Annotated in this window: 21 protein-coding genes and 1 pseudogene; 11 read left to right on the top strand and 11 right to left on the bottom strand. The window is 70.0% G+C overall.

Going from position 1 to position 20,031, the window contains the following annotated elements:
- Window positions 1-40: 40 nt before the first annotated feature.
- On the bottom strand, window positions 41-1,096 hold the full coding sequence (locus G6N56_RS00520) for a zinc-binding metallopeptidase family protein (protein ID WP_085257743.1): 1,056 nt from the start codon (window positions 1,094-1,096) through the stop codon (window positions 41-43).
- The gene (locus G6N56_RS00515; RefSeq protein WP_085257750.1) at window positions 1,089-2,033 is read right to left on the bottom strand and encodes a transglutaminase family protein; all 945 of its coding nucleotides are present in this window, start codon (window positions 2,031-2,033) and stop codon (window positions 1,089-1,091) included. The genes G6N56_RS00520 and G6N56_RS00515 overlap by 8 nt, the downstream gene beginning before the upstream one ends.
- An 81-nt stretch (window positions 2,034-2,114) precedes the next feature.
- On the opposite strand from G6N56_RS00515, the gene G6N56_RS00510 reads away from it, so the two are divergent.
- Entirely contained in the window at window positions 2,115-2,504 is a 390-nt protein-coding gene (locus G6N56_RS00510; RefSeq protein ID WP_085257742.1) for an MmcQ/YjbR family DNA-binding protein, read from the top strand.
- A 4-nt stretch (window positions 2,505-2,508) separates the two neighbouring features.
- On the opposite strand, the gene G6N56_RS00505 is transcribed toward G6N56_RS00510, so the two are convergent.
- From G6N56_RS00505 to aspS, 3 genes are read right to left on the bottom strand one after another with little or no spacing between them, the layout of a single operon-like run.
- Window positions 2,509-3,543 (bottom strand): FUSC family protein, encoded by a 1,035-nt coding sequence (locus tag G6N56_RS00505; RefSeq protein ID WP_085257741.1) that lies wholly within the window; start codon window positions 3,541-3,543, stop codon window positions 2,509-2,511.
- Between the two features lie 5 nt (window positions 3,544-3,548).
- Entirely contained in the window at window positions 3,549-3,992 is a 444-nt protein-coding gene (locus tag G6N56_RS00500; protein ID WP_085257740.1) for a nitroreductase family deazaflavin-dependent oxidoreductase, read from the bottom strand.
- Between the two features lie 6 nt (window positions 3,993-3,998).
- Window positions 3,999-5,783, bottom strand: a complete 1,785-nt coding sequence (gene aspS, locus G6N56_RS00495; RefSeq protein ID WP_142280790.1) for an aspartate--tRNA ligase — start codon at window positions 5,781-5,783, stop codon at window positions 3,999-4,001.
- A 56-nt stretch (window positions 5,784-5,839) separates the two neighbouring features.
- Between aspS and G6N56_RS00490 the strand changes: the two genes are divergently transcribed.
- The 5 genes from G6N56_RS00490 to G6N56_RS00470 all read left to right on the top strand — a co-directional run bounded on the left by G6N56_RS00490 (window position 5,840) and on the right by G6N56_RS00470 (window position 10,946).
- On the top strand, window positions 5,840-6,727 hold the full coding sequence (locus G6N56_RS00490; RefSeq protein ID WP_180150537.1) for an oxidoreductase: 888 nt from the start codon (window positions 5,840-5,842) through the stop codon (window positions 6,725-6,727).
- A gap of 9 nt (window positions 6,728-6,736) precedes the next feature.
- Window positions 6,737-7,615: a KPN_02809 family neutral zinc metallopeptidase gene (gene ypfJ, locus G6N56_RS00485; protein WP_085257738.1), complete on the top strand. Its 879-nt coding sequence runs from the start codon at window positions 6,737-6,739 to the stop codon at window positions 7,613-7,615.
- Window positions 7,616-7,724: 109 nt separating this feature from the next.
- Window positions 7,725-8,600, top strand: coding sequence for a formylglycine-generating enzyme family protein (locus G6N56_RS00480; RefSeq protein ID WP_085257737.1), 876 nt, complete (start codon window positions 7,725-7,727; stop codon window positions 8,598-8,600).
- Between the two features lie 126 nt (window positions 8,601-8,726).
- Window positions 8,727-9,521, top strand: coding sequence for a GntR family transcriptional regulator (locus G6N56_RS00475; RefSeq protein ID WP_085257736.1), 795 nt, complete (start codon window positions 8,727-8,729; stop codon window positions 9,519-9,521).
- A gap of 69 nt (window positions 9,522-9,590) precedes the next feature.
- A complete protein-coding gene (locus G6N56_RS00470) occupies window positions 9,591-10,946 on the top strand; it encodes an arylsulfatase (RefSeq protein ID WP_085257735.1) in 1,356 nt (451 codons plus the stop codon).
- 28 nt (window positions 10,947-10,974) lie between these two features.
- Here the strand turns inward: G6N56_RS00470 and G6N56_RS00465 are convergent, their stop codons facing one another.
- The 4 genes and pseudogenes from G6N56_RS00465 to G6N56_RS00450 all read right to left on the bottom strand — a co-directional run bounded on the left by G6N56_RS00465 (window position 10,975) and on the right by G6N56_RS00450 (window position 12,071).
- Window positions 10,975-11,184, bottom strand: a complete 210-nt coding sequence (locus tag G6N56_RS00465) for a type II toxin-antitoxin system antitoxin (RefSeq protein ID WP_085257734.1) — start codon at window positions 11,182-11,184, stop codon at window positions 10,975-10,977.
- Window positions 11,181-11,279: pseudogene (locus tag G6N56_RS00460) on the bottom strand (SPFH domain-containing protein); the annotation flags it as partial. The pseudogene G6N56_RS00460 and the gene G6N56_RS00465, both read right to left, overlap by 4 nt.
- Before the next feature lie 130 nt (window positions 11,280-11,409).
- Window positions 11,410-11,727 carry a DUF202 domain-containing protein gene (locus G6N56_RS00455; RefSeq protein ID WP_085257733.1) on the bottom strand — a complete coding sequence of 106 codons (318 nt, stop codon included), beginning with the start codon at window positions 11,725-11,727 and terminating at the stop codon, window positions 11,410-11,412.
- Entirely contained in the window at window positions 11,727-12,071 is a 345-nt protein-coding gene (locus G6N56_RS00450; protein WP_232069179.1) for a YidH family protein, read from the bottom strand. Before G6N56_RS00450 ends, G6N56_RS00455 begins: the two co-directional genes overlap by 1 nt.
- Window positions 12,072-12,297: 226 nt before the next feature.
- On the opposite strand from G6N56_RS00450, the gene G6N56_RS00445 reads away from it, so the two are divergent.
- Genes G6N56_RS00445 through G6N56_RS00430 form a run of 4 tightly spaced genes read left to right on the top strand, consistent with a single transcriptional unit; the run spans window position 12,298 to window position 16,896 of the window.
- Window positions 12,298-13,710: an ABC transporter substrate-binding protein gene (locus tag G6N56_RS00445; protein WP_085257748.1), complete on the top strand. Its 1,413-nt coding sequence runs from the start codon at window positions 12,298-12,300 to the stop codon at window positions 13,708-13,710.
- Window positions 13,711-13,734: 24 nt separating this feature from the next.
- Complete coding sequence (locus G6N56_RS00440; RefSeq protein ID WP_085257731.1) at window positions 13,735-14,619, top strand: ABC transporter permease; 885 nt, start codon at window positions 13,735-13,737, stop codon at window positions 14,617-14,619.
- Window positions 14,616-15,371: an ABC transporter ATP-binding protein gene (locus tag G6N56_RS00435; RefSeq protein ID WP_085257730.1), complete on the top strand. Its 756-nt coding sequence runs from the start codon at window positions 14,616-14,618 to the stop codon at window positions 15,369-15,371. The genes G6N56_RS00440 and G6N56_RS00435 overlap by 4 nt, the downstream gene beginning before the upstream one ends.
- Before the next feature lie 46 nt (window positions 15,372-15,417).
- Complete coding sequence (locus G6N56_RS00430; protein ID WP_085257729.1) at window positions 15,418-16,896, top strand: SulP family inorganic anion transporter; 1,479 nt, start codon at window positions 15,418-15,420, stop codon at window positions 16,894-16,896.
- Between the two features lie 20 nt (window positions 16,897-16,916).
- On the opposite strand, the gene G6N56_RS00425 is transcribed toward G6N56_RS00430, so the two are convergent.
- Entirely contained in the window at window positions 16,917-17,369 is a 453-nt protein-coding gene (locus tag G6N56_RS00425) for an Rv2576c family protein (RefSeq protein ID WP_085257728.1), read from the bottom strand.
- A gap of 48 nt (window positions 17,370-17,417) precedes the next feature.
- Between G6N56_RS00425 and G6N56_RS00420 the strand changes: the two genes are divergently transcribed.
- On the top strand, window positions 17,418-18,986 hold the full coding sequence (locus G6N56_RS00420; RefSeq protein ID WP_085257727.1) for a purple acid phosphatase family protein: 1,569 nt from the start codon (window positions 17,418-17,420) through the stop codon (window positions 18,984-18,986).
- Here the strand turns inward: G6N56_RS00420 and G6N56_RS00415 are convergent, their stop codons facing one another.
- Window positions 18,987-20,009, bottom strand: coding sequence for an Rv2578c family radical SAM protein (locus G6N56_RS00415; RefSeq protein ID WP_085257726.1), 1,023 nt, complete (start codon window positions 20,007-20,009; stop codon window positions 18,987-18,989).
- Between the last annotated feature and the right edge of the window lie 22 nt (window positions 20,010-20,031).

The raw sequence follows: 20,031 nt of genomic DNA, 5'->3' as shown, positions 1-20,031 counted from the left end.
CCCCAGTCTGCCCGTTTGCGACGCCGCCAACCGAGGACGGCTACCCGGCTATCGCCGCCGGCCCGGTCTCCTGCGACGTCAGCTCCTCGACCACGGTGTGGATGAACTGCATCTTCTCCAGCACCTTCGTGGGCAGCACGAACGGGTACAGGTCATCGTGGCCCATGGACCGGTTCACCATGTTCAGCGACCACGACAGCGGCAGCCACAGGTCGATGATCATCTGAAATGCGCTGGGCCCCAGCGGCGGCCGGTCGAACGTCGCCGTCGCCGGCGCCAGGCCGCACCACGCGCAGGTGTCCAGGGTGTCCCGGATGTGCAGGTAGTGCGCGAACGTCTCGGCCCAGTCCTCGGCGGCGTGCATCGTCGCGTACGACGACACGAACGTCTCCTGCCAGCCCTCCGGCGCGCCGTTGCGGTAATGCCGGTCCAGCGCCTCCTGGTAGTCGGCGTCGGGGTCGCCGAACAGCTCGTTGAACCGGGCGACGTAGTCGGCCGTCGGGGCGATCAGCCGGTAGTAGTAGTAATGGCCGATCTCGTGGCGGAAGTGCCCCAGCAGCGTCCGGTACGGCTCCTCCATCTCGACGCGCAGCTGCTCGCGGTGCACGTCGTCGCCCTCGGCCAGATCGATGGTGATGACGCCGTTCTCGTGTCCCGTGATCACCTTCTCGTGCGCGCTGGACAGCAGCCGGAATCCCAGGCCGTAGTCGGGGTCCTGGTCGCGCCCGATGATCGGCAGCCGCAGCTCGTGCAGCTCCACGATGAGCCGCCGTTTGGCCGCCTCGGCGCGGGCGAAGGCCGCCAGCCCCTCGGTGTCGGCGTCGTTGGGCCGCTCAAGGGTGAGCGCGCACGACACGCACAGGCTCCCGCGGTCGCTCTTGGGGACCAGCCAATTGCATTCGGCCAGATAGAGGTTGCCGCACAGCTGGTATTCCTCGGCGGGCACGGCGCCGGCGTGCTCGCCCTCGTCGCCCTTGGCGATGACCAGCAACGCCATCTGCTCGAGGGAGAAGCCCAGCGCGCTGCCGCACGACAGGCACTCGGAGTTCTCGAACGTCAGGCGCTGGCCGCAGTTGGGGCAGTGGAAGTCACGCATCGAAGGACTCCCCCTCGAACGGCACGACGTCGACGGCCACGTCGATCTTGCTGTGTTCGGAGTTGGTGTAGATGATGCCGCGCACTGGCGGCACGTCCGCGTAGTCGCGTCCGCGCCCGACGATGATGTAGCGCTGGTCGACCAGCTGGTCGTTGGTGGGATCGAGCCCAAGCCACTCGAATTGGCCGGGCTCCTGCGGCGTCCATACCGCGGCCCAGGCGTGGGTGGCGTCGATGCCGATCATGCGATCCTTTCCGGGGGGCGGGTCGGTGGCCAGATACCCCGAGACGTAGCTGGCTGCAAGACCGTTAGCGCGGAGGCAGGCGATCGCCAGCCTCGCAAAGTCTTGACATACCCCTTCGCGGGCCGCCAGAACCTCGTTGACCCCGGTGGAAATCGTCGTCGACCCCGAGCGGTAGGTGAAGTCGGCGAAAATCCTCGACGTGAGCTCCCGCAGCACCTCCACCAACGGCCGCCCCGGCGGGAAACTGGGCGCGGCGTAGTCGCGGACCGCGTCGGTGATCTCCGGCGGGTCGAGGTCAAGGGTGAACTCGGTGGCGAGCGCCCCCCGGCTACCGGCCGGCCGGGCCGCCTCCCACGGCTGGGTCGCCGGCCCGCTGCTGTACCGCTGCGGCGGCGGCGGGTACACGTCGACGATCGAGTCGCTGGTGATCGTCAGCGCGCGGTGCGGTTCGGTGACGTGGAAGTAGTTGCTGATGTTGCCGTACACGTCGCGGCTGGTGGAGCTGTCGGCGGGTGCGGGGTCGATGGTCAGCCGGTGGGCGATGCAGCGCTGGCGCAGCGAGTCGCGCGGGGTGAGGAAACCGCGGCCATAAGAGCTGGTCACCACGTCCGAGTAGCGGTACTCGGTGCGGTGGGTGACGCGGTGGCGGTGGGCGACGGGGGCCTCATCCGGCTGCGGGCCGGCTTCGGACAAGCGCACCTCCTGGACGTTTCTGCGGCGACCTATTTCTACTACTGTCGGCCACGCGCCGCCTCCGGGAGCACAATCAATGACGTGGCCACGTGGGACGACGTCGCCCGCATCGTCGGTGGGCTGGCACTCACCTCGGAGCCGTCACCGCATGACTGGCGGGTCGGCAAGAAACTGCTGGCGTGGGAGCGGCCGCTGCGCCCGTCGGACCGCGAGGCGCTGGCGCGCAGCGGGGTGGAGCCCCCCTCGGGCGACATCCTCGGCGTCCGGGTGTCCGACGAGGGCGTCAAGTTCGCGTTGATCGCCGACGAGCCGGACATCTACTTCACGACCCCGCATTTCGACGGCTACCCCGCGGTGCTGGTCCGGCTGGCCGAGGCGTCGGTTCGCGGGCTCGAGGAGCTGATCACCGAGGCCTGGCTGACGCAGGCGCCGAAGAAGCTGGTGCAGGAGTTCCTGGCCGACTCGATGTGAGCGGTCACACCCTGCGCACCTGCCGCAGCTCGATCACCCGCTGCAGGTCGTCCACGCAGGCGGTGACGACGTCGGCCAGCACCACCTCGGTCTTCTCCCGGGCCTGCGACTGCAGCCGGCGCGCGTGGTGGCGCGCGGCCGCGGTGTACGCCGACGCGCCCGCCGGGTCCGGGTCGGCGAGGGCGGTCGCCGCCGCAAGCTCGACCAGCACGGTGGGCACGGTCGGCGGGAACCCGTCGCGGCAGCTGTCGACCGCGAGGGCACGCGCCAGTTCCAGCACCGACCCCGCCAGCAGCGCCACGTGCACGGCCTGGTGCTCGGCGGCGTCGACGGCGTCGCGCAGGCCCCACCGTCGCGGCGCGATGCGCACAGCCTGGCGGGCGGTGGTGCGCGCGCCGACCAGCTCGCCGAGCTCGGCGTGCACCCGGTCGACGGCCGACAGCGGCCAGTCGGGCGGGGCGGCCCGGCGCCCCGCGGCGACCTCCGAGGCGTCCGTCAGGACACCGTGCAGGACGCCGAGTACCCCGACGCGCGCGGTGCGCAGCACTCGCAACGGGTCGGCCGGAAACAGCAGCACGGCGAACACGATCGCGACGACGCCCCCGAGCAGCGCGTCGAAGAGGCGCTCGAAGCCGACGCCGCTGCGGTACAGCGCGAGCACCAGGATCGCGGAGACGGCGGTCTGGTTGGCGAACATCATCCCCTGACCGATGTAGCCGTGACCGATGAAGACCGCCACGCACAGCGCCAGCAGCGCGGCCACCCCGATGGCCAGGGAACCGGGGCCGAACACGGCCTGCACCAAGGTGCCCACCGCGATGCCCACGGTCACACCGATCATCATCTGGATGGCCCGCTGCGCGCGCAGCACGTTGCTGATCGACAGCGACACCGCGGCGGCGATCGGCGCGAAGAACGGTTGTGGGTGGCCGAGCGCCTCGTGGGCGACGTACCAGGACAGGCCCGCGGCGACCGAGGTCTGCAGCAGCGTGAACCACACGCCGCGCAGCCGCTTGAGGCCTGCGCGCGCCGCCCTCACGGGAACTAGGCCGGCTGCAGCTCGAACAGCGGGATCACCCGGCTCGTGTTGGCCTGGTACTCGGCGACCACCGGCGCCGCGGCGACGACCTTCGGCAGGACGTCCTCGCGGTCGGCAATCGGCAGCTCGCGGGCGGTGACGTCCAATGCCTGGACACCCGTTTCGGCGCCGACCTCCACGCGCGCCCGTGGATTCGCCCGCAGGTTGTGCACCCAGGCCGGGTCCCTGGGGGAGCCGGCGAAGGAGCCGATGATGATCAGCTTGCCGTCGATGCGGAAGTAGGCCAGCGGTGATACCCGCGGCTGCCCGGACCTGGCGCCGGTCGTGGTGAGCAGCAACAGGTTCGCGCCCGCGAACTGCCCGGCGACCTTCCCGCCGTTCGCCCGGAATTCCTCGATGAGGGCGTTGTTGAATTCTCTTACGTCGCCGATGTCCGGTCTGTCAGCCATGCCTGCTCAAACCTGTTTCGGCTTGGCGTCTATTCCGGATTCCTTGCGCTGCTGGGCGGTGATGGGGGCGGGCGCGTTGGTCAGCGGGTCGACGCCGCCGCCGGTCTTGGGGAACGCGATGACGTCCCGGATCGAGTCGACGCCCGACAGCAGCGCGTTGATCCGGTCCCAGCCGAAGGCGATGCCGCCGTGCGGCGGGGCGCCAAAGGTGAAGGCCTCCAACAGGAATCCGAACTTCTCCTCGGCCTCGGCCCGGTCCAGGCCCATCACGGCGAAGACCCGCTCCTGGACGTCGCGGCGGTGGATACGGATCGAGCCGCCACCGATCTCGTTGCCGTTGCAGACGATGTCGTAGGCGTCGGCGAGCACGCTGCCCGGATCGGTGTCGACCACACCCTCGTACTCCGGCTTGGGCGAGGTGAACGCGTGATGCACCGCGGTCCACGCCCCCGCGCCGACGGCCACGTCGCCGGCGGCGGTCGCCTCCTCCGCGGGCTCGAACAGTGGCGGGTCCACCACCCACACGAACGCCCATGCGGCGGGATCGATCAACCCCAGCCGGTGCGCGATCTCGTTCCGGGCGGCCCCGAGCAGCGCCCGCGACGACTTCGGCGGCCCGGCCGAGAAGAAGACGCAGTCCCCCGGCTCGGCGCCGACGTGCGCGGCCAGGCCGTCGCGTTCGGCGTCGGACAGGTTCTTGGCCACCGGGCCGCCCAGCGTGCCGTCCTCGCCGACCAGCACGTAGGCCAGTCCCCGGTGCCCGCGCTGCTTGGCCCACTCCTGCCAGCCGTCCAGCGTGCGACGCGGCTGCGACGCCCCGCCGGGCATCACGACGGCCCCGACGTATGGGGCCTGGAAGACGCGAAACGTGGTGTCGGAGAAGAACTCCGTGCACTCGACGAGTTCGAGCCCGAAACGCATGTCGGGCTTGTCGGAGCCGAACCGCCGCATGGCATCGGCGTAGCTGATCCGCGGGATGGGCGTCGGAACCTGGTAACCGATCAACGCCCACAGCGCCGTCAGGATCTCCTCGGAGATCGCGATGATGTCCTCGGCGTCGACGAAGCTCATCTCCATGTCGAGCTGGGTGAACTCGGGTTGCCGGTCGGCGCGGAAGTCCTCGTCGCGGTAGCAGCGGGCGATCTGGTAGTAGCGCTCCATTCCGGCGACCATCAGCAGCTGCTTGAACAGCTGCGGGCTCTGCGGCAGGGCGTAGAACGAGCCGGGGTGCAGCCGCGCGGGCACCAGGAAGTCGCGCGCCCCCTCGGGCGTGGAGCGGGTGATCGTCGGCGTCTCGATCTCGACGAAGTCGTGCCGGGCCAGCACCGAACGTGCCGCGGCATTGACGTTGGAGCGCAACCGAATCGCCGCGGCCGGGCCCTCGCGGCGCAAGTCCAGGTACCGGTATTTGAGCCGCAACTCCTCGCCGGCGGGCTCGTCGAGCTGGAACGGCAGCGGGGCACTCTCGCCGAGCACGGTCAGCGCGGTGGCGTTGACCTCGATGTCGCCGGTGGCGATCTCCGGATTGGCGTTGCCCTCGGGGCGGGTCTCGACGACGCCGGTGACGGCGACGCAAAACTCGGCTCGCAGGCGGTGCGCCTGGGCCAGCGCCTGTCCTTCCTGCAAGGACGCGCGGAACACGACCTGCGCGACACCCGAGGCGTCCCGCAGGTCGATGAAGATGACGCCGCCGTGGTCGCGGCGGCGGGCTACCCAACCGGCCAACGTGACCTGCTGGCCGGCGTCGCGATTCCGGAGCGACCCGGCCCCGTGGCTGCGCAGCACAAACACTCCCTTTCACCCGGTTGGAACGAGTGCCCAGTCTAGAGGGAGGTAATTTCGCTCCTATCGTCACCAACATCGCACTCGTGGGTCCGGGCGCCGTCGGCACGACGGTCGCCGCGCTGCTGCACCGGGCCGGGCATCCCGTTCTGGTGTGCGGCCGCACCCCGCGCGACGCCATCGAACTGCGACCCGACGGCGCGGACCCGATCGTGGTGCCCGGCCCCGTGCTCACCGACCCCGCCGACGTGGCCGGCCCGGTCGACGTCGTGGTGCTGGCCGTCAAGGCCACCCACAACGCCGATGCCGGCCGCTGGCTGGCCCGCCTGTGCGAGGAGCACACCATCGTCGCGGTGCTGCAGAACGGGGTGGAGCAGGTCGAGCAGGTGCGGCCGCACTGCCCGTCGTCGCCGGTGGTCCCCGGCATCGTGTGGTACTCCGCCGAAACCCAGCCCGGGGGCTGGGTGCGGCTGCGGACCGAGGCCGCGCTGGTGCTGCCGAGCGGCCCGTCCGCGCAGGCCGTCGCCGACCTGCTGCGTGGCGCCGGCTGCCGCGTCGACTGCGACCCCGACATCGTCACCGCCGGCTGGCGCAAGCTGCTGACCAACGCGCTGGCCGGGTTCATGGCGCTCGCCGGGCGGCGGTCGGGGATGTTCCGCCGCGACGACGTGGCCGCGCTGGCGCGCCCCTATGTCGCCGAGTGCCTGGCCGTGGCGCGGGCCGAGGGCGCCCGCCTCGGGGACGAGGTGGTCGACGAGGTGGTGGAGCTCTTCCGCCGGGCCCCGGAGGACATGGGGACCTCGATCCTGGCCGACCGCGAGCATCGCCGGCCGATGGAGTGGGACATCCGCAACGGCGTGATCGCCCGCAAGGGCCGCGCCCACGGGCTGGCGACGCCGATCAGCGACGTTCTGGTGCCGCTATTGGCCGCGGCCAGCGACGGGCCCGGATAGATTGGTGCGATGTTCAACGACGGAATGCAGATCGACACCAGCACCGCGTCGAGCTCCGGCGGCCGCGGGATTCGCATGGCCCTCGGGGGCGGCGCCGGCGGGCTGCTGATCATCTTCCTGGCGTTGTTCTTCGGTGTCGACCCCGGCGGGATCGTGAGCCAGCAGCCGATGGATACCAGCGGCGACGTGGCACCCGGGTTCGACCTCAGCGTCTGCAAGACCGGCGCCGACGCCAACAAGTACGTGCAGTGCCGGGTGGTGGCGACGGGCAACTCCGTGGACGCGGTGTGGCACCAGCTGATGCCCAAGACCTACACCCGGCCGCACATGCGGTTGTTCACCGGATCGGTGGACACCGGCTGCGGGCCGGCCACCACCGCCGTCGGGCCGTTCTACTGCCCGGTGGACCAGACGGCCTACTTCGACACCGACTTCTTCCAGGAGCTGGTCGACAAATTCGGTTCCAGCGGTGGGCCGTTCGCGCAGGAGTACGTCGTCGCCCACGAGTACGGCCACCACGTTCAGCAGCTGCAGGGCGTGCTGGGCCGCTCGCAGCAGGGCGCGCAGGGCGCCGGCGGCAACGGGGTGCGCACCGAGCTGCAGGCCGACTGCTACGCCGGCATCTGGGCGCACTACGCCTCGACCGTCAAACAGGAGAGCACCGGCGTGCCCTATCTGGAACCGTTGAGCGACAAGGACATTGCCGACGCGCTGTCGGCCGCGGCGTCGGTCGGCGACGACCGCATCCAGAAGGAGTCGACCGGGCGCGTCAATCCCGAGTCGTGGACCCACGGTTCGTCGGCGCAGCGGCAGCACTGGTTCACCGTCGGCTACCAGACGGGCGACCCGAACAAGTGCGACACGTTCAGCGCGACCAGTCTCGGCTAGTCGCGGCCGCCGAGATCGCCTGTGCGGTCGTGATCCGCGACCGAGCGTGACCCACACCGCAATCTCGGCGCTTGGTGCGCACGGGGACTGGGCCGGTTAGCCTGGCGGCGTGCTCACAGAATTGGTAGGCCTGCCGGGCGGCTCGTTTGAGATGGGATCGGCCTCGTTCTATCCGGAGGAGACGCCGGTCCACACGGAGTCGGTGGGGCCCTTGGCGATTGAACGCCACCCGGTCACCAACGCCCAGTTCGCCGAATTCGTGGCCGCGACCGGTTATGTCACGGTCGCCGAGCGAAGCCTGGACCCCGCGCAGTACCCGGGCCTGGACCCCCAGGACTGCGCGCCGGGCGCGCTGGTGTTCCGCCCGACGCCCGGTCCGGTGGACCTGCGGGACTGGCGGCAGTGGTGGACATGGGTTCCCGGCGCGCACTGGCGGCGTCCGTTCGGGCCCGATTCGTCCATCGACGACCGCCCCGACCACCCCGTCGTGCAGGTCGCCTTTCCCGACGCGTCCGCGTACGCCCGCTGGGCCGGGCGCCGGCTGCCGACCGAGGCCGAATGGGAGTACGCCGCCCGGGCCGGAACGACGACCGTCTACCCGTGGGGTGACACGGTCGCCCCGGACGGGCAGCTGATGGCCAACACGTGGCAGGGGGACTTCCCCTACCACAACACCGGCGCCCTCGGCTGGGTCGGCACGTCACCCGTGGAATCGTTCCCGCCCAACGGGTTCGGCCTCTTCGACATGATCGGCAACGTCTGGGAGTGGACCGTCACGCGGTACCAGACCCGGCACCGGCCCGGCGGTCCGGCCAACACGTGCTGCCCGCCGCCGGACATGGGCGACCCGGCGGTCATGCAGACACTGAAGGGCGGCTCCCACCTGTGCGCCCCGGAGTACTGCCATCGGTACCGGGCCGCCGCGCGGTCGTCGCAGTCGCAGGACAGCGCGACCTCCCACATCGGATTCCGCTGCGCGACGTAACGGATGAGTGGCGCAGCACCCGCGTTAACGCCGCGCCGAACCCGCTGGCCTAGCCGTTAACACGGGGGCAGGTGGCGTAACATTCGGTATACCGCCACCGCCGCTTCCAGCTGGCACAGTAGTGCCATGCCCCGGCGGCCCCACATTCCCCCGAAGGACTTTCCGCGTCCGCCGACACGGGAGTACGCCGGTACCCGGGCCGACGCGGCCCGCTGGGTCCGCGACGTCCTGCGCGGCCAGATCCTCGAGGGCGCGTTCGGCGGCCTGGCGGCGGCCCGTCCGGCGCTGCCGTCGGAGTCGGCGCTGGCCGCCGAATTGGGCGTGAGCCGCAACGCCATTCGGGAAGCGCTCAAGCTGCTCCGCGCCGAGGGGCTCATCACCCGCGTCCAGGGCTCGGGCACCTTCGTGACGGGCGCCAAGCTCCGCCAGCACCTGGACCGGTTGGAGGGCCTCGCCGAATCCCTGGCCGGGCACCGGATCCCGGTGGAGAACCGGGTACTGTCCGTGCGCGAGTCGACCGCCACGCCGTTCGTGGCGGCGAAGCTGCAGCTGCCGGAGAACGCGCCGATCCTGTTCATCGAACGGCTGCGCTCGGTGGGTGGGGTGCCGCTGTCGCTGGACACCACCTCGCTGCGCGCCGGCGCGATCCCGCTCGACGCCAATTTCGACTCCGACGACGTCTTCACGATCATCGAGACCAAACTCGGCGTCCGCCTGGGATGGGCGGAGATCACCGTGGAGTCCGTGCTGGCCGACGCCACCACCTCGGAGCTGTTGCGCGTCCGGCCCGGAGCCCCGCTGCTGCTCCTGCACCGGCTCACGCACCTCGAGGACGGGACGCCCTTCGACCTGGAGACAGTTCGCTACCGCGGGGACCGCTGCTCCCTGGTCACCACCACACCCCGCGACCAGCCACCGTAAGCCTGGCCGCAGTCACCACTCCTCACCAAACCCCGAACCGAACGAAATCGATTGCGAGGTAATACCGTCATGCCCGAACAACCCAATATCGTCTACTTTCACGTCGACAACCTCGGCCTCGGCGAGCTCGGCTGCTACGGCGGTGGCATCCTGCGCGGGGCCGACACCAAGCGCATCGACGAGTTCGCCACGGAGGCGCTCAAGCTCTCCCACTTCGTCGTCGAACCGCAGTGCACGCCGACCCGCTCGGCGCTGATGACCGGGCGCTACCCCATCCGCTCCGGAAACCACACCATCGCCCTCGGCGGCAACGACGGCGGAATCGTCGCCTGGGAGCGCACCATCGCCGACATCCTGTCCGAGGCCGGCTACGCCACCGCCTGTTATGGCAAGTGGCACATCGGCGCCGAGGACGGCCGGTGGCCCACCGACCACGGATTCGACGAATGGTACGGCCCGGCAAGGACTTACGACGAGTGCCTGTGGCCCGACGACCCCTGGTACGACGGGGAGCGGGACGGCTACTCGTACATGTACGAGGGCACCGAGCAGGACGGCGTCCGCACCACCGACCAGCAGCTCACGGTCAAGCTGAAGGGCGAGGTCGACGGCGAGTACGACCGCCGCGCAAAGGCGTTCATGAGGCGCAGCGTCGAGGCGGGAAAGCCGTTCTACCTCTACCACAACCACTCGCTGATGCACTTCCCCATGGTGGTGCGCGAAGAGTTCAAGGGGCAGAGCACCAATGGCGAGTGGGGCGACTCACTGCTGATGCTCGACCACGATTTCGGGAGCATCCTCGACGCGCTCAAGGAGTTGGGCATCGAGGACAACACGGTGGTGGTGTTCGCCGGTGACAACGGCCCGGAGGACCACCTGCTCGGCCGCGGCACCGCGGGCTTTTTCGACGGCTCCTACTTCAGCTCGGCCGAGGGCGGCATCCGCACGCCCTGCCTGATCCGCTACCCCGGCCAGGTGCCGGTGCGCGAGAGCAACGAGATGGTGCACGTCACCGACATGTTCCCGACCCTGCTGCGGTGGGCCGGCTGCAGCCCTCCCACGGACCGGATCATCGACGGCATCGATCAGCGCGAATTCTTCTCCGGCGCCGAGGAATCCAACCGCGAGGGCTGCATGGTGTGGCTCAACGAGGAACTCCACGCCGTCAAATGGTCGCAGTTCAAGATCAGCTTCAAGCGCCAGCAGCACTTCCACGACCCGGAGATCCCGCTGGGCTTCGCCCGCATCATCAACCTCCTCGAGGACCCGAAGGAGCGGGAGGCCGTGAACCAGACCTTCGTGCGGTGGTGGGTGATGCAGCACGCCCGCCGGTTGATCCGGCAGTTCGAGGCGAGCGTCGAGACCGAGGACCTGATCCCGTCCGGGGCGCCCATCGATTACGTTCCGCGCCAGCGCGCTTCCTGACATCGCGACGGCGGCGCCCCGGTGGAGGTCACTCCACCGGGGCGTTCGTCATCCTCGGACGGCCCCGCTTGGGCGGGGGCGCCGCATGTTTCGGCATCCGCCCGGCGTCGTCGAGCGCCCGGCGCAGGATCATTTCGATCTGCCCGTTGAGGCTGCGAAACTCGTCGTTGGCCCAGCGGCTCAGCGCTTCGTGGACGGCGGGGTCGACCCGGAGCAGGACCTGCCGGCGGTCGCTCACGTGTAGAGCGTGCCGGTGTTGACCACGGGCGAGGGCGGCTGGTCCGCGCAGAGCACCACCATGAGGTTGCTGACCATGCTGGCCGCGCGCTCCTCGATGCGGGTGCGGGCCTCGACCGACGCCGCTCGCTTGCTGCCGTCGCAGCATTCGGAGATGGCCAAGGCATCGACCTCCTGGAGAATTGTGATAAAGCTGCTATCACTTTTCGGGCCGCTTGGTGGTCGGTCAGATCAACGGCAGCACCAGGTACGCCACCGCCGCGGCGGTCAGCGCCAGCATGGCGGCACCGGCCACGGCCACCTCGGTCGCCGGTCCAGCACACGGCGGGCGGTCACACAGGATCCGCTGGCGCGTCCGGCCGGCGAGGTAGAACAGCGTCGCGGCGGCGACGACGATGCCGGCCAGCGCGAGCTGTCCCGGGCTGCGGTTCTGCACCAGCGGATCCTTCAGCATGACCAATATTCCGTTGCCCGCCAACGCAATCGACGTGCGCCGCCACGACAGCACCGTGCGCTCCGGCTGCAGGCCGGTATCGGAGGTCATCAGCCTGCGGCGAGCGCGAGACCGACGAGCAGCCCGCCGAGCGAAAGCAGCCCGGCGGCCAGCATGCCAGGACCGACGGGCCGCGGCAGCGGGCCGCCGCGGCGCATCGCGTCGTCGACCTGGCGCCAGCGCGACCAGCCGGTGGCGGATGTCGCCATCGCCAGCACACCGATTGCGCCGCCCGCGATGTGCCGCAGCCCCGGCACGGCGAGGGGCGGCATGAATTGCGCCACCGCGATCGCCGCGGCCAGCAACCCCAAAGCGGTGCGCTGCCAGGCCAGAAAAGTCCGCTCGTTGGCCAACGTGAACCGGTAATCGGGCTCGGTGAGGCACGGTCCTTCCACGCCGGCCACTTTTCCCGGTTCCGACCGCCGTTGCCAGCAAATGCCCGGTGGCGTAACTTCGGCGTCATCCGCCTGGGCGGAATCGCTGCTCTCGGATCTCGGTCCGCACCCCAGCTGAGCTGGGCAAATCCGCCGGTTCGCATGGCGTAACTGCGAGGCAACCTTCATTGATCGGCAGGTAACAGACTGCTCGGAGTCTGGTCATGTGTCCCGCAAACGTCATTCGATGGCCGTCGTCGCAGCCGGTGCAATGCTGGCCGCCTCGTCGCTGACGAGCTGCGGCCTGCTCGGTGAACCGACCGACGTGATCAACGTCGGGTACCAGTCCAAGACCATCAACACCGTCAACGCCGGGACACTGATGCGCGATCGCGGCGACTTCGAGAACGCCCTCAAGGCGCTCGGCGCCAGCACCGGCAGGAAGTATCGCGTTGTGTGGCAGGACTTCTCGTCCGGCGCACCGCTCACCGCGCAGATGATCGCCTCTCACGTCGACATCGGATCCATGGGCGACTATCCCCTGCTGACCAACGGATCGAAGACGAAGAAGTACGCCGACGCCGAGACCGAATTGGTCGCCGTCACCGGCTACAGCCTGCGGGGATCACTCAACCAGGTCGTGGTGCCCGCGACGTCCCCGGCAACCAAACTCACCGACCTGGTCGGCAAGCGGGTCTCGACCAGCCTCGGCTCCGCCGGCGACGGCATGCTGTCCACCGCGTTGCGCCGGTCCGGGATCGCCCCGGGCGCGGTGCACATCGTCAACCAGGACCCGGCCGTCGGGGCGTCGTCCATCGACGGCCACCAGGTCGACGCGCTCGGGCAGTTCGTGCCCTGGCCGCAACTCGTGGTCTTTCGCAACCAGGGCCGCCTGCTGTACGACGGCGGGGACAACAACGTGCCCACGTTTCACGGCGTGGTGGTGCGCAAGCAGTTCGCCGACCGCAACCCCGGCGTCATGGCCGCGTTCATGTCGGCGATGTCGGTGACGACGAGTTACCTCGTCGCCAACCCCCTGCCGGCGGCGCTGCGCGTCGGCAAGCTCACCGGCATCGAACCCGAGGTCGTCTACCTGTACAACGGCCCCAACGGCCTGGTGTCGTTCGACATGACGGCCAAGCGGCAGTTCGCCGACGCCCTGCAACAGATCAAAGGGTTCCTCGTGCAACGGGGTTCGGTCGCGCGGTCGTTCGACGTCGGCGCATTCGTCAACGACGCGTACGTCCGGCGGCTGTTCGGGTCCGACTACGAGCGGCGCCGTGACGACCTGACCAATCCCGACCGGCTCACCGGGGACGACGGGCTGTGCGGGCAGCCGGTCGGCGACGCCCCGCAGGCTTCCGAGCTGTGGCTCGCCGGCGCCGACCACACCGAGGCCGCCGCCACCCCGACCTGCCTGCTGCGTCATGTCGCGGCTGCGACCGCGAAGGTGCGCGCCGCCTATACCCCCGACACCGTCACGGCCACAAGGCTTTTCGCCGACCACGCGACGTGGCTTGTCGACCCGGCGGCGCCCCCCACCCAGCGGTACAAGCCCTTCGCCACCCAGGAGGCCGCCGACACCTACCGCGGGCAACACCCGCAAACAACCCCGATCTCCTACGCCACAGCGGTGTCGCTGTCGCGATCATCCGGTTAACGCGCTCCGAGCAAAGGAAACTCGATGACCAACACCCTCACCCTGGGCAACCTGAGAGTCCGGCCCAGCCGCTCCGCCGCCACCGTGGATTCGCGGTGGCGGATCTCCAGGGAGCTCTTCACCTCGCCGTCCGCCCGCCACCGCGCCGCCGCGACCGTCCTGCCGCTCGTGCCCGTCGCGGTGTTCGTCGCGCTGTGGCAGGTGCTGACCGACCACAACGTGGTGGCGTGGCTGCGGTTCAACCGCATGCCGACGCCGGCCAGCGTGCTGCACGCGCTGCTCGCCCGGGTGACGTCGAGCGGCTACTACGACGACCTGCTGGCCAGCCTGCAGCGCATCCTGCTGGGGTTCGGGCTCGCGGCGGTCGCCGGCATCGCCCTGGGCGTCCTGATCGGGCGGTCGTCGATCGCACGAATGACGTTGCGCCCCTTCGTCGAAATCGTCCGGCCCATACCCGCAATCGCCCTGGTTCCGCTGACCATCCTGCTGTTCCCGTCCAGTGAGCAGGGCATCGTGTTCATCACCTTCTTCGCCGCCATCTTCCCGGCGCTCGTCAGCACCATCCACGCGATGGATTCGCTACCGAAGGTGTGGGAGGACGCCGCCAAGACGATGGGCGCGGGCCGGTTGTCGGTGCTCTGGCACGTCGTCCTGCCGGGCGCGCTGCCGGGCATCTTCGCCGGCCTCTCGGTCGCGATGGGCGTCGCGTGGATCTGCGTGGTCAGCGCCGAGATGATCTCCGGGCAGTTCGGCATCGGCTACTACACGTGGCAGTCGTACGGCCTGCTCGACTACCCCGGGGTGGTCGTCGGCATGATCTCGATCGGAGCCCTGGGCCTGGCCACCGCGTGGCTCGTCGAGCGCCTCGGACGCCGCGTCAACCGCTGGCTGCCGAGGACCGGGCGATGAGCATCGGCGCCGCGGTCACCCTCGACAACCTGCGCCTGGGCTTCAACGGCGTCACGGCCGCCCAGGTGTCCCTGACCGTCGAGCCCGGCGAGATCGTGGTCCTCCTGGGACCGTCGGGGTGCGGGAAGTCGACCATCCTGCGCGCCCTCGCCGGTCTGCTGCAGCCGATGGGCGGCACCGCCATGGTCGACGGCGCGGCCGTCACCGGCAATGCCGCCCACTGCGCCATGGTCTTTCAGGAAGACGCGCTCTTCCCGTGGCGCACCGCGCTGAAGAACGTCCAGTACCCGCTGAAGCTGCGCGGCGTGCGGGGCAGGGAACTCAGGCGCCAGGCCGCGGCCCGACTCGAGCAGGTGGGCCTGGGCGACTACCTCGACCACCTGCCCGGGCACCTGTCCGGCGGCATGCGGCAGCGGGTCCAACTCGCCCGCACCCTGGCCTGCGAACCGCGGGTGATGCTCATGGACGAACCTTTCGGGGCGCTGGACGCCCAGACCCGCCTCGACATGCAGAAGCTGCTGGTGTCGGTGTGGGAGGCACAGAAGATGACGATCCTGTTCGTCACCCACGACGTCGACGAAGCGCTGCTGCTGGCCGACCGCGTCGTGCTGCTGAGCCACCGCCCCGCCACCGTGGCCGACATTATCGCCGTCGACCGGCCGCGGTCGGCCGAGGCCCAGTTCGGCGAGCCGTTCCAGCGGCGGCGCGCCGCCATCCTCGAGTTCCTCGGGCACGGCCCGACACTCGCCTAGCTCGACGGCGCCCCGCGCCGAAGCCCCACACCGAAGGAGATCCGCGGTGAGCATCAGCCTGAGCAGACCCGCCCGCCTGCCCTCCCCCGCCCGGCTGCGCACCGAAGCGCTGGCCGGCCTGGTGGTCGCGCTGGCGCTGATCCCGGAAGCCATCTCGTTCTCGATCATCGCCGGTGTCGACCCGCGCGTCGGGTTGTTCGCGTCGGTGACCATGGCCGTGAGCATCGCCGTCTTCGGCGGCAGGCCGGCCATGATCTCGGCCGCCACGGCCTCGGTGGCCCTGGTGGTCGCCCCGGTCGCGCGCCAACATGGGCTGGACTATCTCGTCGCCACCATCATCCTGGCGGGCGCCATCCAGATCCTGTTGGCCGCCGTCGGCGTCGCCAAGCTGATGCGGTTCATCCCGCGCAGCGTGATGGTCGGCTTCGTCAACGCGCTGGCGATCCTGATCTTCGTCGCGCAGCTACCGCACCTCGTCGGCGTGACCTGGCTGGTGTACCCGCTGACCGCGGTGGGCCTGGCCGTTATGGTCTTCCTGCCCCGGCTGACCACCGCGGTTCCGCCGCCGCTCGTGGTGGTGCTGCTGATCACCGTCGCGGTGCTCGCCTTCGGCTGGCACGTGCCCACCGTGGGTGACCAAGGGGCACTGCCCAATTCGCTTCCCGTGCCCGGCCTGCCGCACGTCCCGTTCACCGGGGCAACCCTGGCGACCATCGCCCCCTATGCCCTGGGCGCCGCGCTGGTCGGGCTGCTCGAGTCGCTGATGACCGCCAAGCTCGTCGACGACATCACCGACACGCCCTCGAACAAGACGCGGGAGTCGTGGGGTCAGGGCGTCGCGAACATCATCACCGGCGTCTTCGGTGGCATGGGTGGATGCGCCATGATCGGCCAGACCATGATCAACGTGAAGGTGTCCGGGGCGCGCACCCGGGCGTCCACCTTTCTCGCCGGGGCGTTCCTCCTGGTGCTGCTGGTCGCGCTCGGCGACGTCGTCGGGCTGATCCCGATGGCCGCCCTCGTCGCGGTGATGATCATGGTGTCGGTGACGACGTTCGACTGGCACAGCATCGCACCGGCCACGCTGCGGGTCATGCCGCGCAGCGAAACGCTGGTCATGCTCGTCACCGTCGCCGCGACGGTGGCGACCGACGACCTCGCCATCGGCGTGGTGCTCGGCGTGCTCACCGCGATGATCGCGTTCGCTCGCCGGGTCGCCCACCTGACGACGGTGGAACCCCTGGATGCCCCGGATGCGGGGGGCCGCACCCGGACCTACCGGGTGCGCGGGGAACTGTTCTTCGCGTCGAGCAACGATTTGGTGCACCAGTTCGACTACGTGGACGACCCGGACAGCGTCGTCATCGACCTCACCGACGCCGACATCTGGGACGCATCGAGCGTCGCGAGCCTCGACTCGATCCGGCAGAAGTACGCCAGCAAGGGCAAGTCGGTGCGGATCACCGGGCTCGACGACGCCACACTGCAGCGCCTCGGCCGCCTCTCGGGACAGCTCGCGATCTGACGGCCGGGCGACCGAGTTGTCTACCAGCGCCGCGTCGAGCAGGTCACCCCGGTGGTCGCGCTCTGGGTCACCACGACCTGGCCGTCGACGGCGATCTGGCACTGGATCTGCGGGGTGTTCGACGAGTCGCAGTCCGGCCAGTGGCACCCGCCGCTGGCGGTGACGATCGCCCATTGGTTGGGGTCGGCCAGCGTGGCGTTGTAGACCAGCGGCTGGCCCGCGGTGAACGCCGTCTGAACGGAGTTCATGTACTGCGACGAGTTGGCGTCGTAGGCGGCCTGGCTGGGCGGATCGGTGTTCATGTAGCGCACGTTGCCGGTCAGGTTGCCGGTGGCGGTGATCGTGTACGTCACCTGATGGCCGGCCGGATCGGCAAATGAGGTCGCGGGCGTGACCGCCATCGCGAGCGCTGCAGCAAACGCCGCACATCCGGCTTTCGAGATCGCGCTGGTCACTTTCTGCACGTTCCCCATGTCGGAGACGCTACCGGATTCGTTACGTGGTTCCGGTATGAAGCAACTATGAGCGACGATCCCGCCACGGGCATCAGCCGGCGCAGGCTGCTGACGACGAGCGCCGCATCCGCCGTCTTCGGGGCGGGCATCGGCGGCGGGGCCGCGGTGCTGTGGTCGCACCCGCACGCTGGGGTCTGGTACCAGCCGGACCGCGACGGCGCGCCCCCGGTGTCCGGCCTGCACCTGCAATTCGGCAGGGACGCCGCCACCGAGGTGGTGGTGTCGTGGCACACCATCGAGGCCGTCCGCAACCCGCGCGTCATGCTGGGCACGCCCGCGTCCGGCTTCGGCAGCACCGTCCCCGCCGAGACCCGGACATATCGGGACGCCAAGTCGAGCGTCGAGGTTCGCGTCTACCACGCCCGACTGACGGGCCTGATCCCCGACACCGACTACGTCTACGCCGCGGTGCACGACGGCGCCGACCCGGAGACCGGCACCGTGCGCACCGCCCCCTCGGGACGGAAAGCCCTGCGCTTCACCAGCTTCGGCGATCAGTCCACGCCCACGCTGGAACGCCTGCCCGACGGCAGCTACGGCACCGACAACATCGGGTCGCCCGCCGCCGCGGACACCACGCTGGCGATCGAACGCCTGGCCCCGCTGTTCAACCTGGTCAACGGCGACCTGTGCTACGCGAACCTCGCCCAGGACCGGGTGCGGACCTGGGCGAACTGGTTCGAGAACAACACCCGCTCGGCGCGGTTCCGGCCGTGGATGCCGGCCGCCGGCAATCACGAGAACGAATTGGGCAACGGGCCAGTCGGTTACGGCGCCTACCAGACGTATTTCGCGCTGCCCGACTCGGGCGCCGGGGCGGAGCTTCGCGGGCTGTGGTACTCGTTCACCGCCGGCTCGGTGCGGGTGATCAGCCTGAACAACGACGACGTGGCGTTCCAGGACGGCGGCAACTTCTACGTGCACGGCTACTCGGGTGGGGAGCAAAAACGTTGGCTCGCAACCGAACTCGATGCCGCCCGGCGTGACCCGGGCATCGACTGGGTGGTAGTTTGCATGCATCAGACGGCGATCTCCACGGCCGACAAGGCCAACGGCGCCGACCTGGGGATCCGCGAGCAGTGGCTGCCGCTGTTCGATCGGTACCAGGTCGACCTGGTGGTGTGCGGCCACGAACACCACTACGAACGGTCGCACCCGCTGCGCGGAACGCTGCCGACCGACACCCGGACGCCGATACCCGTGGACACCCGGTCCGACCTCATCGACGCCACCCGGGGCACGGTGCACCTCGTCATCGGCGGCGGCGGTACCTCCGCCCCGACCAACGGGTTTTTCTTCCCCCAGCCGCGGTGCCGGGTGCTGACCGGCGTCGGCGCGTTCGATCCGGGGCTCGGCCGCAAGGCGCCGATCTACGTGTTGGAGGACGCGCCGTGGTCGGCATTCCGCGACCGCGACAACGCGTACGGCTTCGCGTCCTTCGACGTCGACCCGGGTCAGCCCGGCGGCAACACCTCGATCAGGGCGACCCACTACGCCCAGAGCGGGCCGCTGGGCGCCGTGACCGTGGTCGACGAGTTCACCCTGACCAAGCCGCGCCGCGACAACCCGAAGTAGTCAAAACAGCGTCGGCTGGGCGGGTGCGGCCGCGGCCGCGGCGGCGCGCGGAAAGGGGCGGTGGTCGCCCCCGAGCCCGTGTTTGGCGATCAACGCCGCCGCCCGGTCCCGCAACATGTCGCGGTAGCCCGGCGGCAGGTAGGCGCCACGCCGGTATAGCTCGCGGTAGCGGCCGACCAGTTCAGGATGCGAGCGGGCCAGCCACGCCATGAACCACCCGCGGGTCGAGCCGCGCAGGTGCAGGCCGAAGACGGTGACCCCGCTGGCGCCGGCCGCCTTGATCTGCCCGAGCAGCCGGTCGAGGTGGTCGACCGAGTCGGTGAGATGCGGCAGCACCGGCGCGACCATGACGTGGCAGCCCAGGCCGGCGTCGCGGATCGCGGTGATGAGGCCCAGGCGCGCCTGCGGCGTCGGCGTGCCCGGCTCGACGTCGCGGTGCAGTTGCGCGTCGCCGACCGCCAGCGACACCGCGACCGACAGCGGAACCTGTTGCGCCGCATCGGCGATCAGCGGCAGGTCGCGCCGTAGCAGCGTGCCCTTGGTGAGGATGGACAGCGGCGTACCGGACTGGGCCAGGGCGCCGATGATGCCGGGCATCAGCGCATAGCGGCCCTCTGCGCGCTGGTAGGGGTCGGTGTTGGTGCCCAGCGCGACGGTCTCGCGCTGCCACGACGGCCGCCGCAACTCCCGGCGCAGCACCTCGACGACGTTAGTCTTGACGACCACCTGGGTGTCGAAGTCCGCGCCGCAATCGAGGTCCAGGTATTCGTGGGTGGGCCGCGCGAAACAGTAGCGGCAGGCGTGCGAACAGCCGCGGTAGCCGTTGACCGTGTACCGGAACGGCAGCGCGGCGGCGTTCGGCACCTTGTTCAGCGCCGACTTGCAGAGCACCTCGTGAAACGTGATGCCCTCGAACTGCGGCGCCCGCACGCTGCGGAGGAAGCCGATCCGCTGCAGCCCGGGCAGTGCCCCGTCCTCGACGGGCGCCCCGTTGACCGCGACGGCCTGACTCGCCCAGCGCATCCCCTTATTCGAACATCAGTTC

This window comes from Mycobacterium saskatchewanense, from assembly GCF_010729105.1.
GTDB classification, from domain to species: Bacteria; Actinomycetota; Actinomycetes; order Mycobacteriales; family Mycobacteriaceae; genus Mycobacterium; species Mycobacterium saskatchewanense.
This window is presented reverse-complemented; position numbering and strand designations above follow the sequence as displayed.